The following is a 16,676-nucleotide window of genomic DNA, read 5'->3' on the forward strand; positions in this document are numbered from 1 at the left end:
AGTAATGAATAAAGGTTGGATTCAAAAAGCGACAGCCTTCACATTAATGATCTCATTAACAATCCCAACATTAGGTTTTGGAGGGGCTTCAACAGTGCGAGCAGAAGAGTATGATCTCAAGCCAGCAGTCACAACGCCTACTTTTTCCAATGTATCGGTACATGATCCATCGATTATCAAAGCAGGTGGAACGTTCTATGTATTTGGTTCGCATATCTCGGCTGCCAAGTCTCCAGATTTAATCAATTGGACTTCATTTGCAAACGGTTACACCACTCCTGGCAATACATTATACGGCGATCTTTCCAAAAATCTAGCTGGCTCTTTCAAATGGGCAGGCGAAAATGATGCAGATAGTAAAGGTGGCTTCTCGGTCTGGGCTCCTGATGTGATCTGGAATCCCAAATATGTGAATGCCGATGGAACCAAAGGTGCTTATACGATCTACTATTGCACATCATCAACGTATATCCGCTCTGCGATCGGAATGGCAGTATCGCAAAAAATAGAAGGCCCTTATACGTATGTTGATACGATGATCTACTCTGGTTTTACCAAAGACAAAGCATTTGATAATAACAGTACTGTTGATAAAAAATGGACAAATACCAATATCCAGACGCTTATTGATCAGAAAAAAGTAACTGGTGAAAATGCAGCATGGTTTAATGCAGATGGAACATATGCCAATCAAACGTATCCAAATGCGATTGATCCGACTATATTTTCAGATACCAAAGGCAAGTTATGGATGACTTATGGTTCATGGTCTGGCGGTATTTTTGTATTAGAAATTGATGCCAAAACAGGCAAACCGATCTACCCGGGCAAAGATGGTAAAACAAAAGATGGGCGCTTAATTGATCGCTATTTCGGCACCAAAGTAGCAGGTGGTTATGGTCAATCAGGTGAAGGCCCTTATATTCAATACAACAAAGAAAGTGGTTACTACTATCTGTATATGACCTATGGTGGATTAGCAGCTAATGGGGGATACAATATGCGTGTCTTCCGCGCGACTAAGCCAGATGGCCCTTATCAAGATGCCAAAGGACAACAAGCAACATGGCCTGCACAAACGTCTAATGTGACGTATGGTAACAAGCTCATCGGTAACTATCTATGGGATAGTAAAGTAGGCGATCCTGGATATGGAGAAAATCTAGGTTATGTCTCTCCCGGTCATAACTCCGTCTACACCGATAACAAAACAGGACAGACATTCCTTGTATTCCATACTCGCTTCCCGGCTAGAGGAGAAGAACACGAACTTCGTATTCACCAGATGTATATTAACAAAGACGGTTGGCCTGTTGTATCTCCTTACCGTTATACAGGTGAAAATTTAACTAAAGTCAGTGAAGATACGATTATAGGCGATTACCAATTTATCGATCATGGTAACGATTCTTCACCAGCGATCAAAAATACCAAATATATTCGTCTAAACAAAGATCGTACCATCTCTGGTGAGCTTCAAGGCACATGGAGACAAAAAGGAACAGCTGATGCTGTATTAACAATCGAAGGCGTCACCTATACAGGCGTATTCGTGAAAAATTGGAATCCAGTATCGAAGCAATATACGATGACATTTACAGCATTGTCTACCAACGGAACGATGGGTTGGGGCAGTCGTTTAGCAGATGTCTCCGATAAGCAAGTGGTTGCCGATGTGTATGGTGATCTTAGTCTAGGAGATACTTCTAATATGGTCAGTGATGTCGTATTGCCTACAGTGGGTAGTCGCGGAACATCGATAGTATGGTCAAGCTCTAATCCAGCTGTAGTTGCGAATACAGGCGCAGTCACTCGTCCACAAGCAGGACAGGCACCAGCGAATGTAACACTGACAGCTACTATTACTAAGGGTAGCAGTAAGCAGACCAAAGTATTTCAGGTGACAGTACAACCATTTGTAGAAGCTACGTTAACTGCTCAATATAGCTTTGAGAATAATTTAAAAGATACAACGTCTACATTTGGACAAGGAACAGTGACAGGAGAACGCTTGGATTCAACAGTAGGCACGATTACGTATGGCACAGGAGTTCAGGGACAATCTGCTATTTTCGATGGAAAATCAGGTATTCGTTTACCACAAGGATTAATCTCGAACAATTCCTATTCGGTGTCTTTATGGGTGAAGCCTGATCAATTAACTACCTATTCGCCAGCCTTTTTCGGAGCGAAAGATACCGATCATTGGGTAAGCTTGATCCCGCGTGGTGCAACAGCAGACAATGCTATGGTCTGGTCTGGAACGGCGTGGTACGACGGAGTGACCGGAGTAACTATTCCAGCGAATCAATGGACACATCTAGCTTTCTCTGTAGATGAAGGTCGCTTAACGATCTATGTGAATGGAGTACAGAAGTTCAGTGGCGATAACTTCCCGAATATTTTTACAGATAATAATGCTAGCTTCGGACTCGGTGTGAACTACTGGGATACCCCGTTCAAAGGACAGATGGATGAACTACGTATTTATAAAGGTAGTCTAACCCCTGCTCAATTATCCGAATTAGCGAAAGGAAAATAAATCACTTAAGATTGCGTCAAAAGTATTGTTCTTTCATGTAAAGAGTGATATATTCATGTACGCAATCGACGAACATGCGCTTGGCAACAAGCCTATTATAGTTAAGATATCATCCATGCTCTTCAGTTGCTTTCTCATCTGAAGAGCTTTTTTTATATTATTTTTTGAAATGATTGTATCAAAAACTTTTGATACACGAACGTCGGTCTATTGTTACGTATGCCCATTCTAATGTAAAAGAAGTGAACTATGATGCAACCATTTGAACTTAAGTTTAAGCGAAGTCATCGGCTACTGGATAAGTACTTTTCAGGCTCAAATATTCATTACCGCCAGATGATTGCGCTGTTTGTACCGATTTTGATCGATCAGATTTTTATTATGGGATTGAACTTAATCAATACAGCGATGATCAGTTCAGCAGGAGTCGCCGCTGTCAGTGCAGTCAATATGATCGATTCGATCAATATTTTTCTACTGAGCGTATTTATTGCTGTGGCTACAGGCGGAACGGTGGTCGTAGCCCAATACAAAGGGCGTGAAGATGAACGAGGAGTTTCCGAAGCGAGTGCAGGGGCGGTATCTTCCGTTTCTTTACTGGCGATAGCAGTCGCGTTGTTCGGGATTATTTTTCATGCACCGCTACTTAATATCCTTTTTGGATCGGCTGAAGCAGATGTAATGAATCTTGCGCGAACGTATTTAATCGGAAGTTGTACTTCTTTTCTAGGCATCGCAATTGTTGAAGCAGTCTGCGGAGCATTGCGCGGGGTAGGGAGTACACGAGCTTCATTGATGTTGTCGCTGATTATGAATGTGATCTATGTATTATTAAATTTTGTATTTATCAACGGGTTACATATGGGCGTATTCGGAATGACGCTTTCGGTCAATATCGCAAGATATTTGGGTGCGGCTTGTGCGATCTATTATTTGTTCAAAATGGATGTAAACCTCAAAGTTCAATTGCGTGAGATTCTGATTATAAAGTTCTCTATGCTCAAAAGAGTACTATTTATCGGGATTCCTTTTGCCGCCGAACAAATGTTTTTCAACGGTGGCAAAATTTTAACGCAAATCTTTATCGTTGGGATGGGAACGTATGCGATAGCGACCAATGCTATCTGTTCTTCGTTGGCAGGGGTAATGCAGATTCCAGCAAATGCGTTATCACTTACTATTATTACCGTAGTCGGGCAGTGTATCGGTAGCGGGCATATCCAAGATGCACGCAAATTTACCAAATCGTTTCTGATGTTATCGTCTCTTTCTTTTGTTGTTATGGGACTGCTGATCTTCCCATTCTTCAATCCACTGATCTCTATTTTCAACCCGCCGGCAGAGATTGTAGATGATATTTTCTTAGTCTTATTTATCAATACCATTGCTCAAGTGCCATTATGGGCGATTGCTTTTATCACACCTTCTTCGTTACGGGCAGCAGGTGATTCCAAGTTCACTTCACTGGTATCGATGTTGTCGATGTGGTTATTCCGGGTTGTTCTTGGATATGTGCTTGGGATTACGCTAGGTTGGGGTATTCTAGGGATCTGGATTGCGATGGATTGTGAATGGGCAGTCCGCGGATTGATCTTTATGAAGCGATTCAGGGGTAAAAAATGGCTGCAACATCGAGTCATTTAGCATAATTAGTCAAAGTCTTGATTGCGGACGTACACTACCGTAATCAAGGCTTTTTTTCGAATAAGGATCTTTCAATAAAAACTACCGAATATATAATCGTATGCTAGACAGCGATCAGATTACGTTTATAATGGGACATGTTCAGAACTTTAGTCAGGAAAGGATGATCATCCATTGCGAAAATATCAATTATATAGCTTGATCGGTCTAGGCTGTATATTATGTATAAGTTTATTAGTATATAGTGCTCCACCTTCAGCAGAAGCAGCGACTACTCAATATTATGTGTCCCCTACAGGCAAAGATAGTCAGGCAGGAACGATCACTTCTCCCTGGAAAACGCTCCAACACGCCGCAGATACAGTACCAGCAGGTAGTACTGTGTATATACGCGCAGGAGTGTATAAGCAACAATTAGCGATCACTCGTTCAGGTTCAGCAAGCAAAGGCAATATTACATTTACCAATTACCGTTCTGAAAAAGCTATTTTGGACGGCACAGGGCAATCTGTAGATGGACTGCAAGGTATGGTCGATATTCAAGATGCTAGTTATATTACGGTCAAAGGATTAGAGATTCGTAATTACACTACCACTCATGTAGATGAAGTTCCTGCAGGCATAAGTGTGCAAGGAGCAGGTAGTCATATTCAAATTACAGGCAATAAAATTCATGATATCAAAAGTACAGTCTCATTATCAGGTAACAATGCGACAGGTCGAGATGCACATGGTATAGCAGTCTATGGCAACAAGGCGCCAGAGTCATTGCATGATATTACGATCAATAATAATGAACTGTACAATCTCGTATTAGGTTCTAGCGAATCGTTAGCCATCAATGGAAATGTAGAGAAATTTACTGTGAGTCATAATCTTTTACATGATAACGATAATATCGGGATCGATGTGATTGGCTATGAAGGAACAGCACCTGATGTCAAATACGATGTCGCTCGTAAAGGATTAATTAAAGGCAATACGATCTATAATATCTCATCTAATCGCAATCCCTTTTACGGAAAAAAGATACCCAATAACAGCAACTCGGCAGGAGCTATCTATATTGATGGAGGGAAAGATACGATTATCGAACAAAATAAAGTCTATAACAACGATATCGGTATCGAAATTGCATCCGAACATAAAGGTAAAGCGACAGATAATATTACAGTACGTACCAATATGATCTACTCTAACCGGTTAACAGGTATAGCTATGGGTGGATATGATACCGAGCGAGGGTCTACCACCAACAGTCATATCATGAACAATACTTTGTATAAAAATGATACGTTAAATCGTGGTAATGGACAGTTATATGTTCAATACGATACCCGTAACAATGTGATCCAAAATAATATTATGGTCGCTGGAGCATCGAACGTTCTAATTTACAATGAATACACCAAAAACAGTGGCAATATTATCGACTATAATCTGTACGATGCACCGGATGGACGTGCCGAAGCCACATGGATCTGGAAAACTAAAGAGTATACAGGCTTCCCGGACTATCGTAAACGTAGTGGAAATGATGCTCATTCGTTATTTGCCAATCCTGTATTTGTTAATCCAGCTCAGCACAATTTCCATCTACAACAAAGTTCACCCGCGATTGATCAAGGAGTTGCCGATCTATCGCTTATCAATACATTAGATATTGATGGAGAAATTCGCAAAAAAGGCGCTAAACTCAATATGGGTGCCGATCAATAGAAGGTAATGGCTTGGTGTTATGTTAACTGGATAGCAAATAACGTATCCCAAGCCCTACAAGTACACCGATGATTACAGTAGGTAAAAAGGAACGTGTAACTTTAATCATCAGTGTAGCAGCCACAGCACCACCTACAATCGGCAATGAGATTGACGTCGATCCCTGATCAGTTATAACGATCTGATCTACAATAAGCGCCACCATCATCGCAATCGGCACATAGTTAAAATACAAACGCAGGGTTGGATGCAATATTCGCCCTGCCATCATTTCAACGCCTATTAGACGTGATAGAAAAGTTACTATACATAGAACGAGAATCAAAATCCACTGTTCAGACATGTTGTTGCCTCCTTGCAATATACATTCCAACGAACGGAGAAATGACACCTGTTATGATTAGATTGAATTCATTAGTAGGCATTATATAATGCAATATACTGGCGATACCGAGTGCAGTTACTGCTGTAGCGATGATAGATTTGTCAGTAAGAGAAGGAATAAGTAAAGCTACAAATGTAATCGGAAACGCTAAATCCAATCCCCAACGCACCGGATCAATTAAATCCCCGATATATGCACCAATATAAGAAGCAATCACCCATGCGCTATAAAATAATCCTGCTACAACGCCAAAATACAACGGATCTGCTCCATACTTCTGATAACGTATATTTCCCAGTACAAATGATTCATCAGAGACGCCAAATGCCAGTAACCAGCGATATTTGCGAGAAGCAGGGGCTAAATTATCTGCTAATGAAGCTCCATATAACAAATTACGCAAATTGAGCAATACCGCAGTGATTATCATGCCCGGTAATGTAGCACCAGATATAACCATAGCTATAATCATCAACTGCACTGAACCTGAAAAGACGAGCACAGACATCATGATAGTACTCCAAAGACTCCAATGTGCCTGAGTAGCAAGCACTCCGTAAGATAATCCATAAGCGGCTATCGCTAATGCCAGCGGAAAAGCTTCAAGTAAAGCCGTTTTAACCGTATGTGGTTTGGTGAGCATCTACGTATTCTCCTTGTGTTCTATTTTTCTAAAGTATAAAATAATAATTAAATAGTATATTATAATTAACTTTTATCAGATTATAGTATAAAAAGATCATAAAAGTAAAATAAAATTAACTATTAGTACTTTAAAATATACATTATAAGAAGAATAATAAAGAGAATGCTTGATATAAAAGGAGAATACAATGGATAAAAATACTGGATTTCAAGCTAAAGAAGAAGAGGTTGGCAAGCAGATTGGTATAAATTTACGACAATTTCGAACAGCAAAAGGCATTACGATAGAAGCATTTGCCAAGCAAATCGGTGTTAGTAAATTAACTTTGATTAAGATTGAGCAAGGAGAAGCGAATCCTACTTTATCGGTAATCTGGAAAATTGCAGATGGTTTGCATGTTCCTATCGCATCCTTGTTATCTGGAGAATCCGATGTGTCTGTTATTCGCAAGCAAGATAGTGTGCAATTAAGAAGTTCTGATGAGGTTTTTGTAGTAGAGCCGTTATTTCGCTCGAATGGATTTGAGTTGTACCGAGGGTATTTGCAACCGCATAGTTCTTACACTTCCGAAGCCCATCAAGCGGGAGTGACCGAATTGGTCACTGTGATGTCTGGTCAGCTTACGGTAGAAGTGAATCAAGAACGATATGATCTGGTAGAGGAAGAATGTATTCGTTTCAAAGCCGATCGTCAGCACACGTACATCAATCCATCTGAACAGAGTACTGTTTTACATTTCGTCATTACGTATCATTAAGAGGGAAGGTAGCTTTTTAATAAATAACGACACTAGGTATTATCAAAAGTCATGTATTCCGTTATATGTGTCACATGATGTTCCAGTGTAGCTCTCAAGCAAGAGCATGAATAGATTGATTAAAAAAAGCTGTTGGATCAATTATCCAACAGCTTTTATAGTAACACAGTCGCAGGCTAACATCATAAAAGGTGTGTAGCCTGTTCTTTTTATATTATTCTAATTATAGATGGGTGAATTTACGCTTCGCCCCATGCACGATCACCGGTTAAATACTTTTCGGTCAAAATAGAAAGCAGTTGAATACCCACTTCATTTTGTCCGCCTTCAGGAATAATCAGGTCTGCATACTTTTTGGAAGGTTCAATAAAAGCTTCATGCATCGGTTTGACTGTTGTTAAATACTGCTGGTGAATCGACTGAATACTACGTCCGCGCTCTTCGATATCTCGCAATACACGACGCAAAATCCGCACATCTGGATCGGTATCGACAAATACTTTGATATCAAGCTCTGCACGCAATTTCTCATCAGATAGTACATGTAGACCTTCAACGATTGCAATATGATTCGGATGCAATTCAAGCGTCTGATCCACAAAACGTGAATCAGTTGTAAAATCGTATACAGGAGCAAATGCCGCCTGTCCTTGTTTGAGCAAATATAGATGTTCGATCAGTAGTTCATTATCAAAGGCAAACGGATGATCATAATTAATCAATCGGCGTTCTTCCGCAGTCAATCGGGAGTGCTCTTTATAATAATTATCCTGAGATATAAAAGTGACTTTGTCTGTGCCAAGACGTTCAATCACTGAACGAGCGACAGTTGTTTTTCCTGATCCGGTTCCCCCGGCAATACCAATAATCAGCATAGTGATTACTTTACCCTCCCTAAATGTTCCCAATACAATTCTAATATTGTAGCATAGCAACCACGTTTTTTCATTATATTTAGTAAAGATCAAAAATGTACTGGTATTAAAAATTAATTACATAGTAATATTACATTTTATTTGCTATATTGTTAAATAGTTACTATAAAGTAGTATCTAGGATTTATAATAGAATAGGAGCTAGATAAAAATGTCTGATATACAAGTTGTACCAATGGAAAACGAAAAATTAAAAAAAGATTTAATTAACTTTATGAACAGCAACCGATTAATACCAGTAATTGGGTCAGGTTTTTCAAGATCAAGTAAAGCTACAAATGGAATCGTACCCAGTGGTCAAGACATGAAAATATATATGATTGCTAAATTAAAAGAAAAATTTCCAAACGAAAAATTTTCTGAAGATTTTAGTAAAATAGCTCAGCAATATGAGAACCATTGCGATATCAATGATAGAAAAAAATATTTGAGTAATAATTTTACTAATGTTCAATTAGAGTGGTATAAAAGAGATTTTTTAAAAATAAACTGGCCTTACATGTATACTCTAAATATTGATGATGCCATTGAATCTAATAGTGACTTTAAGGTAGTGTTGCCTTTAAGTGAAATCAATCAAGAATACGAAGCTATTTTAAACAATCGTTCAATCTATAAAATACATGGAGATGTAAAACATTATTTGCTATATAAAGAAAGTAAGATGTATATATTCTCACAAACGCAATATTTAAACAGTTTAAAACAAAACAATTTTTTATTGAATAAAATTTCGACTGATATTAGGTCCAATTCTGTAATGTTTATAGGATGTAGTTTATCTGATGAAATAGACTTGTTATATTCTTTAAATATTCATGGGTATACACCTTCTTCTATGAAGACAACATATTATGTTACTGATCGTGAAATATCTTTGTTACAGCAAAAAGATTTAGAAATGTATGGTATAGATACAATTATAAAAATTGAAAGTTATGAAGATTTCTATATGTACTTAAATGATATTAATGAAATGGCAAAACGTATTCCAACATCGGATATAGATAATTTTCTGAATCCAAGAATGATTTATGAGCAAGAAGGGTACAATGAAAATATAGAATATATTTACAAATCTAATAAAATATATAATGATTTTGAAAAGAAAAAAAGTATCAAACTTCCTAACTTCATAATTCAAAGAGAATTATTTAATAAACAAGAAGATTTTAGAATTAATTTCATAGATAAAAACTTAATAGTAATATATGGTCATAGGTTCTCTGGTAAAACATATTTTTTGATAAACTTGATGAGAAAATTACAAAATGAAAACTTCTTTTTTATACCTTCTTTATATAAAATTAATCAAGAAACTCTTAATTCGTTAATTAATGTTGAGAATGCTACTTTATTCTTTGATACAGGATCAATTGACGAAATGCAAATTGAATTTATATATAATAAATTTGAAAAAGTAATAAAAAATAATTGTAGAATAGTATTTTCTCTTGATTCTTCAGAAAAAGAAAATTTGAATGCTTTAAACAAATTCAGAACGAGTAAAGAAATAGAAAAAACAATAAGTATAAATTATTTAGATAATAAATTTTTAAATAAAGAAGTATTGGAAATTAATAAAAAGCTAGACTCAAATGCCATAGGAAGATTTCGGGAAAATAAAGAAATAAAGCAAAAGACAAAACAAAAGATAAAGAATAACTCACTAACAGTCCTAGATAATATTTTCGAGATAGTAAGAAGCGCTCCTAAAAATGATTTGAAAATGAGTTACTTTAAAAATATCCATGAAATGGAAATAGATAATGACCGTATGATAGCATTAATAATTTTAGCCACTAAAAATAGATTAAGTGCTCATGATATGAGTTTATATAAACTTAATGAGAGTATAGGAAAATTTATTGAAATGTTAGAGCCTATATCACAGTTTGAATATACTAATAGCTTTGAAAAAAATTCATCTGATCATTCTGGCACAAAAGTTATAATAAACTCGAAATATTGGGTTTTACACGAATTGGGCGAATTCTCTCTTCTCAAAAGAAACATCCCTTTAATATCACGGGCTTATAAAAATATTGTGGAAAGTATTTTAAATAATTATTCTTCAGATTATAAAGGAAGAAGACAGGCAGCAAAAAAAATATCTGAATTTATAAAGTTCGATGTTATAAATGATATTTTTCCAAAAGAATCAAAGGGCTCATTGTTAGTTATTAAAGATATTTATGTGAATTTAGAGCAGCTTTTAAAAGATGATTATCAATATTTTCATCAGAGAGCTAAAAGCTTAGCATGGACTAATAATGAAGAAGATCTTCAAAACGCACTTATTTACGCCACAAAATCGAAGCATGATATGGAAATAGAAATTAGAGAATATAAAATCAAATTTTCATATATGCATGTTTGTTATACAATTGCCTCAATACTTGCAAAACTAGCACAAATTCACAATTATAAAGATAAAACATATATTGAGAAAGCTACTAATGCTATACATGAAGCGTTAGAGTTTGATGAGAACCTAAACTATTTAAAACCATCTGATGGACAGCATATACCAAGAGGATCACAAGCTATAGTTGAACTCATTAAACACATATCTATTAATGGCAAAGAGTATGGCTTGAATTCAGATATAACTAATGAATTATTTTCTAAAACTAGACAGTTAAATAGATATATTAAATAAGCGATTTAAAAAATTAAAGCTTTTATTTAATATAGTGTATAAAAAGCAAAGGCTCTATATAAAGAGTCTTTGTTTTGTAATGTAAAGTAACTTTGAAATCTTATAAAATATTACATTATGTCAAATGACTTTTCTCAATAATGCGGTAAGATGTAAGATACATAAATGGTATATTCATAGATTGAAATAAGCTCTACAAGTTGTGATGTTCACCATGACATAAACGTATCATATTAGCAGTAGAACATATCTCAAAATAGGATAGGGTGATCGCTATGCAACAACAAAAATTATTTATTAATGCTCAACGATTAGCAGATACGATCGAACAATTTGCTGATTTTGGACGGACAGCCAATAATGGTGTGACACGATTAGCATTAAGTGAACAAGATATTGCGGTACGCGGTTACTTTCACTCCTGTTGTGAACAATTAGGGATGACAGTCGTTGTCGATGATATGGGATGTATGTACGCCACATTAGCAGGAACAGAAGATACGCCTCCTATTGTACTCGGTTCTCATATGGATACAGTCAAAAAAGGTGGTCGTTTTGATGGGATATTAGGAGTGATCGCCGGGCTGGAAATTGTCCGCACTCTGGTAGATCATGGTATTACGCCCCGTATTCCAATTACAGTGATGAATTTTACCAATGAAGAAGGCGCACGCTTTGAACCTTCGATGATGGCTTCTGGAGTATTGTCCGGTAAATTTGCCAAAACAGATATGTTAAATAAAAAAGATAGCGACGGCATTACATTTGGCGATGCGTTAGTCCAAAGCGGGTATGCAGGAGAAGAGAGCAACCGAATCCAAGCAGCAACAGCTTACCTAGAATTACATATAGAACAAGGGCCTGTGTTAGAACGCGAAAAATTACACATTGGTCTGGTAGATTGTGTGGTTGGTATGGTCTGTTATGAGATTGAGATTACCGGTGAATCGGATCATGCAGGGACTACGCCTATGGATATGCGCAAAGATGCTTTTTTTGCGATGAATGATCTGGTAAGTACACTTCGCACGCAATTAAGTGCTTTGGATTCGGAATTAGTCTATACTATGGGACGAGCTAATATATATCCCAATATTCATACCGTGATCCCGAACAAAGTCATTTTTACACTAGAAGCCAGACACAAAAACGAAGAGGTCGTCCGCGAAGTAGAGCGTATTATTCAGTCTTTACCTGCGGTACAAGGAGATTGCGAAGTGACTACCACCAAATTATGGGGACGTGATACCGTCTGGTTCGATCCTGCCATTTGCGAAAGACTGGAAAGATCGGTTCAGACATTAGGATATTCCTATAAAACAATGGCAAGCGGAGCCGGACACGATGCCCAATTTGTCGCTTCTTTTTTGCCCTCTGCAATGGTATTTGTACCGAGCGTGAATGGAAAAAGTCATTGTGAAGAAGAGCTGACTTCATATGAGGATTGTGAGAAAGGGATTAATGTGTTGCTGGATACGGTGTTAGGGATATTGGAAGGTTAAGTTGGACTCCTATTTGATAAATACGTAACCACCTTGCGCTTAAGTATGGCTAGGTGGTTTTTTTATAATAGTAATTAGGTCATTTAATAACAAAATCAGTGAAAATATTAACCTTATCCCAAGACACATGAGAATATTAGAATCGTGAAAGAGACTTTGTTATTTGAATGTATAGTATGATGATGTACATATAAGATATATTATTTATCAGAATAGCTTCTAACTAGGGGGAAGTAATATGGAAAGAGATAAAATGAACTACCAAAAAAAATGGGAGTTTTTAGATAAAAGGCGGTATAAAATTGGATTGATTATTGATGGCGAGAATGACATTGATCTATGGATGAATTATAGTCCGGAGGAAATAGTCCAAAACCATATAAATCAAGATTTAATCGAAGATTCTATGTTAGAATTTGTAGAAATGTTTTGGAGTATAGAGCCAGATTATCGATTATTAGAACTTGTGTTTAACAAGGATTTTACGTGTTTAGCAAATGGGAAATATGTAATGGTAAATACTGATGTTACAGATAAAAATAAGTTAGCAATTCCCAAAATTAAAGAAATCCATATGACACTTGATCCAGAGACAGAATATATTCAAACATTTGAACTTATTTTATACGAAATGCCTGATGTAAATATTTTGAATGAGAAAGTAAGACAAATATCTTCAAACTTAGTATTTGAGCATGAGAATAATAAATTGAAATTAAAGTTATCTGGAAAGAGTTTCATTATTTCTAACTGATCCTAATAATAAAAGAAAGAATCTATTGAATATATAACTTATATAAAACGTACATAAATTTTTTGAATAAAATAATAAATTAGGTAGGAGTAGGAGGTAGCAAATTGATAAGTATTAAAGAAGTAGATGCTAAACAATGGATAACTGATGATATTGAAGAGTTGAGAAAGCAAATAAAGTAATAGGTATTTTGAATGAAAAACCTTAGATAAACATTGAAATGTACGCTTTAAAATTTCTTGCTACAGACAAATACTACTGAAAACATCGTTAATAAAGGATAAAGACAGTAAAGCAACTACATATCTGAAAAAATAGCGCTAAATATGTTGTTCACGATAACTCTAAGTAAGGACAACAGCCAAAATAAGACTGGGGGCTGATGAATGAGTCATAGTAAATTTATACAAGATCAAAAGAAATTTGAAGAGACTCTAGATTGGGTGAAAAAGATGTTCAACTGTGAACAACGACTACCCGATCAAGTGTATAAAGTTCCCTTTAAAAGAAATGTTGTTATTGATTTTGATGATGTAATGAGTCCAGATTTTTGGGTTGAACTAGAAAAGTTGATTGATTTATCTAATGACTCATTTGTGATGATGGCTGTTTTAGATCCAGATCCTGTTGAGTATTATTATAGTGAATTCGCTTATTATAATTGGTGCATTTTACAAAAAGGAACTACGTCTGATGAATATTGGAATATACTTGAGCAAGGTCCTGTTGAAAGTCCTGCTGATGCTATTCTGTTTAACTCTGAAGTCGTAATATGGTTATCTTCTTCTATGAAGTGGGCAATATGGGGAGAACGGAGTTATGGTATTTGTATTCTAAGTTTTAATGAGGGTATGGATGACTGCGAAAATGAATATTGGTTTACCATGGAGCGAGCAATTACCGATCTAATATCACTTAATTTTAGAAATTATACTGTTCCTGAAGAAATTGCCTCGAAGTTGATGAAGTTCTATAGCGATATTGATTAAGCCTATTTTAGACTTTGAGGGCTGTAGTTTTCTCAAAAAAACATATACGGAGAATGTGCTGACATACTGATCCTGAAGCAAATACGGATGGACAGAAGAATAGCAGCAACTTACGCAGAGTCAGAGTTATGAATGATAAACTAATACCGTAGGTGATGCGAAATGGAAGAGATTAAAAGAGAAATTGAACGGTTATTCGAGGATTTGGGATTTGAACGTATTTTTATCAAAGAAGATACTGTATTTAAATCAGGAAAAGTGTATTGTAAGCTTACTTTTATTGAAACATTCAAAAGTTATGTAATTGAATATGCAAATAGTTATGAGGAAGCAAAAAATAATCTGTATGAAGACGGTGATTTGCATGCTATAACTCTTGATTTGAATGATTTACTTTTATCATTACGTAAAGAAATAGTTGCAAGCATGCAAAATGATTAAACGCATAGTTTGAAAAAACTGAGATTAAGGATTGTAATATATTGCTTTGAAAATCTAGCTCAATGTTTAATAAGATTGGATTTAACTATCAAATTTCAATATTTTTTAGAATATAGCCAGATCTTATGCCCTACTCTAGCGGATCATATTTTGCTAAATGATTGGAAAAAAGGGTGGAAATGAACATGTTGAATAGGAAAAGAAAATATAAAAGTGCCTATTTATATATCAATGTTATATTAGTAAAGATACATATCACACAATAAGAACTTAGGAGGAATTATTATGGAGCAACAAGAAATATTTATGCCAGCATATCTGGATAGAGATATTAAAATAACGTTTCTTGATAATTTGTTCGTAATCGGACTATATGTTCATTATTACTACTTCAATAATGTTATTGCGATTTGTCCTGAAGAGGCTCATGATGATACAAGACTTCTTGTTCCTATGACTGCTATCAAAAAAATAGAACCTTGGTACGCTTCAGGTGATTATGAATTAGAGGATTAGAATGCTCCATAAATTATGTAGTGCAATAAGAAAAAGCCTTTCCCAAAAAATAGAGAAAGGCTTTTTTTAAAATGATTATTTTAAAATCGATTTCATTGTAATTAGTAGATTAATAATTCACTTGAAAGGTTCCTGCATTTGCAACGACTGGAATAGTAGTAACTGCTATTTTATGTGGACCTACTAATTTTTCGTCGGATTTAAGTAGTGTTGTAGGGCTACTAACGCTACAACTCATTGCAGATACTTGGCAACCTGCACTATCGTAAATTTTAATATTAAAGTTAGCGTATTTACTCGGATTGATTTTTACTTCAAATTCGCCATGTAAAAATAGCTGTTCTGAACTAGTACCTACATTATAACGGGAGAAGCAGTAAACGATGGAGCTACACTTTGGTTGGAACTAGTTGCGTTTAGTGTGTTTGGAGTGCTAGAGAGCTCACTACCAAATCCAATAGGTGCAAGAGCGAGAGAAGCGGCGAGCGACAGGGCTGGAATCAAAATCAGTTTTTGTTTTTCATCATCCTACAAATGGATATTTCAGTTTGCAAGATCTGGAGACTGCTATTGGTTTTGAAATGGGTGAAATTAGAACCGTATTGCCTAATGGAGAATGAATTAGCAAATATGTTATATAAGAGATTAGCTTCTAACATAGGAGGAGAATATAATGCAACAAAATAAAAGTAATTATCAGAATAAATGGGGATTTTTAAATAAAAAACCTTATCAGCCGGGAAATATTATTGAAACCGTAGAGGATATCGATGTATGGATGGTAGATAATCCTTATATTATAGCTGAAAATCGAATTAATACAGGCTCAATCGAAGATACTATTTTAGAGTTTATAGAGCTTTTTTGGAGTATAGAACCAGATTACAGATTACTAAGTGTGGTATTGCAAGTGAACTTGGCAAAAAATTTCTATAAAGAGTATATATTTGTAAAAGCTAGTTATAAAAATAAAATAGGAGTTCCTAAACTTAAAGAAATTCATATGATGCTTGATCCAGATACAGAATATATTCAAACATTTGAACTTATTTTATATGAGATGCCTGATGTAACTATACTAAACGAAAAAGTAAAGCAGTTATCTCAAGAATTAGTATTTGAGCATGAGCATAATAAACTGAAATTAATGGTATCTGGAAAGACTCTAATTATTTCTAACTGAT

At 35.7% G+C, this 16,676-nt stretch carries 14 protein-coding genes; 11 read left to right on the forward strand and 3 right to left on the reverse strand.

Going from position 1 to position 16,676, the window contains the following annotated elements; all coding sequences use genetic code 11:
• The first annotated feature begins 4 nt into the window (after window positions 1–4).
• The 3 genes from PQ456_RS00865 (at window position 5) to PQ456_RS00875 (ending at window position 5,905) form a co-directional block, all read left to right on the forward strand.
• Entirely contained in the window at window positions 5–2,542 is a 2,538-nt protein-coding gene (locus PQ456_RS00865) for a LamG-like jellyroll fold domain-containing protein (RefSeq protein ID WP_273614415.1), read from the forward strand.
• A 252-nt stretch (window positions 2,543–2,794) separates the two neighbouring features.
• Window positions 2,795–4,186, forward strand: a complete 1,392-nt coding sequence (locus PQ456_RS00870; RefSeq protein WP_273614416.1) for an MATE family efflux transporter — start codon at window positions 2,795–2,797, stop codon at window positions 4,184–4,186.
• Window positions 4,187–4,360: 174 nt separating this feature from the next.
• Entirely contained in the window at window positions 4,361–5,905 is a 1,545-nt protein-coding gene (locus tag PQ456_RS00875; RefSeq protein ID WP_420540633.1) for a right-handed parallel beta-helix repeat-containing protein, read from the forward strand.
• Between the two features lie 22 nt (window positions 5,906–5,927).
• On the opposite strand, the gene PQ456_RS00880 is transcribed toward PQ456_RS00875, so the two are convergent.
• Entirely contained in the window at window positions 5,928–6,248 is a 321-nt protein-coding gene (locus PQ456_RS00880; RefSeq protein ID WP_273614417.1) for an AzlD domain-containing protein, read from the reverse strand.
• A complete protein-coding gene (locus PQ456_RS00885; RefSeq protein ID WP_273614418.1) occupies window positions 6,241–6,933 on the reverse strand; it encodes an AzlC family ABC transporter permease in 693 nt (230 codons plus the stop codon). The genes PQ456_RS00880 and PQ456_RS00885 overlap by 8 nt, the downstream gene beginning before the upstream one ends.
• 190 nt (window positions 6,934–7,123) lie before the next feature.
• Here PQ456_RS00885 and PQ456_RS00890 point away from each other — a divergent pair, with 190 nt between their 5' ends.
• A complete protein-coding gene (locus PQ456_RS00890; RefSeq protein WP_273614419.1) occupies window positions 7,124–7,693 on the forward strand; it encodes a helix-turn-helix domain-containing protein in 570 nt (189 codons plus the stop codon).
• Window positions 7,694–7,932: 239 nt separating this feature from the next.
• Here the strand turns inward: PQ456_RS00890 and udk are convergent, their stop codons facing one another.
• Window positions 7,933–8,568 (reverse strand): uridine kinase, encoded by a 636-nt coding sequence (gene udk / locus PQ456_RS00895; protein WP_273614420.1) that lies wholly within the window; start codon window positions 8,566–8,568, stop codon window positions 7,933–7,935.
• 211 nt (window positions 8,569–8,779) lie between these two features.
• Here udk and PQ456_RS00900 point away from each other — a divergent pair, with 211 nt between their 5' ends.
• The 7 genes from PQ456_RS00900 to PQ456_RS00930 all read left to right on the forward strand — a co-directional run bounded on the left by PQ456_RS00900 (window position 8,780) and on the right by PQ456_RS00930 (window position 16,675).
• Entirely contained in the window at window positions 8,780–11,290 is a 2,511-nt protein-coding gene (locus tag PQ456_RS00900) for an SIR2 family protein (protein WP_273614421.1), read from the forward strand.
• 275 nt (window positions 11,291–11,565) lie between these two features.
• The gene (locus tag PQ456_RS00905; protein ID WP_273614422.1) at window positions 11,566–12,792 is read left to right on the forward strand and encodes a Zn-dependent hydrolase; all 1,227 of its coding nucleotides are present in this window, start codon (window positions 11,566–11,568) and stop codon (window positions 12,790–12,792) included.
• A 238-nt stretch (window positions 12,793–13,030) separates the two neighbouring features.
• Window positions 13,031–13,546 (forward strand): hypothetical protein, encoded by a 516-nt coding sequence (locus PQ456_RS00910; protein ID WP_273614423.1) that lies wholly within the window; start codon window positions 13,031–13,033, stop codon window positions 13,544–13,546.
• A gap of 386 nt (window positions 13,547–13,932) precedes the next feature.
• A complete protein-coding gene (locus PQ456_RS00915; RefSeq protein ID WP_273614424.1) occupies window positions 13,933–14,535 on the forward strand; it encodes a hypothetical protein in 603 nt (200 codons plus the stop codon).
• A gap of 162 nt (window positions 14,536–14,697) precedes the next feature.
• Window positions 14,698–14,976: a hypothetical protein gene (locus tag PQ456_RS00920; RefSeq protein ID WP_273614425.1), complete on the forward strand. Its 279-nt coding sequence runs from the start codon at window positions 14,698–14,700 to the stop codon at window positions 14,974–14,976.
• Window positions 14,977–15,261: 285 nt separating this feature from the next.
• Window positions 15,262–15,492 (forward strand): hypothetical protein, encoded by a 231-nt coding sequence (locus PQ456_RS00925; RefSeq protein WP_273614426.1) that lies wholly within the window; start codon window positions 15,262–15,264, stop codon window positions 15,490–15,492.
• A 673-nt stretch (window positions 15,493–16,165) separates the two neighbouring features.
• The gene (locus PQ456_RS00930; RefSeq protein ID WP_273614427.1) at window positions 16,166–16,675 is read left to right on the forward strand and encodes a hypothetical protein; all 510 of its coding nucleotides are present in this window, start codon (window positions 16,166–16,168) and stop codon (window positions 16,673–16,675) included.
• The last annotated feature ends 1 nt before the right edge of the window (window position 16,676 follow it).

It is taken from the genome of Paenibacillus kyungheensis (assembly GCF_028606985.1).
GTDB classification, from domain to species: domain Bacteria; phylum Bacillota; class Bacilli; order Paenibacillales; family Paenibacillaceae; genus Saccharibacillus; species Saccharibacillus kyungheensis.

What these genes read in the sequence shown, in the direction of transcription:
- PQ456_RS00925 (WP_273614426.1), top strand. Translation starts at nt 15,262, where the DNA reads ATGGAGCAACAAGAAATATTTATGCCAGCATATCTGGATAGAGATATT.
- PQ456_RS00890 (WP_273614419.1), top strand. Translation starts at nt 7,124, where the DNA reads ATGGATAAAAATACTGGATTTCAAGCTAAAGAAGAAGAGGTTGGCAAG.
- PQ456_RS00885 (WP_273614418.1), bottom strand. Translation starts at nt 6,933, where the DNA reads ATGCTCACCAAACCACATACGGTTAAAACGGCTTTACTTGAAGCTTTT.
- PQ456_RS00865 (WP_273614415.1), top strand. Translation starts at nt 5, where the DNA reads ATGAATAAAGGTTGGATTCAAAAAGCGACAGCCTTCACATTAATGATC.
- udk (WP_273614420.1), bottom strand. Translation starts at nt 8,568, where the DNA reads ATGCTGATTATTGGTATTGCCGGGGGAACCGGATCAGGAAAAACAACT.
- PQ456_RS00880 (WP_273614417.1), bottom strand. Translation starts at nt 6,248, where the DNA reads ATGTCTGAACAGTGGATTTTGATTCTCGTTCTATGTATAGTAACTTTT.
- PQ456_RS00915 (WP_273614424.1), top strand. Translation starts at nt 13,933, where the DNA reads ATGAGTCATAGTAAATTTATACAAGATCAAAAGAAATTTGAAGAGACT.
- PQ456_RS00905 (WP_273614422.1), top strand. Translation starts at nt 11,566, where the DNA reads ATGCAACAACAAAAATTATTTATTAATGCTCAACGATTAGCAGATACG.
- PQ456_RS00910 (WP_273614423.1), top strand. Translation starts at nt 13,031, where the DNA reads ATGGAAAGAGATAAAATGAACTACCAAAAAAAATGGGAGTTTTTAGAT.
- PQ456_RS00920 (WP_273614425.1), top strand. Translation starts at nt 14,698, where the DNA reads ATGGAAGAGATTAAAAGAGAAATTGAACGGTTATTCGAGGATTTGGGA.
- PQ456_RS00870 (WP_273614416.1), top strand. Translation starts at nt 2,795, where the DNA reads ATGCAACCATTTGAACTTAAGTTTAAGCGAAGTCATCGGCTACTGGAT.
- PQ456_RS00930 (WP_273614427.1), top strand. Translation starts at nt 16,166, where the DNA reads ATGCAACAAAATAAAAGTAATTATCAGAATAAATGGGGATTTTTAAAT.
- PQ456_RS00900 (WP_273614421.1), top strand. Translation starts at nt 8,780, where the DNA reads ATGTCTGATATACAAGTTGTACCAATGGAAAACGAAAAATTAAAAAAA.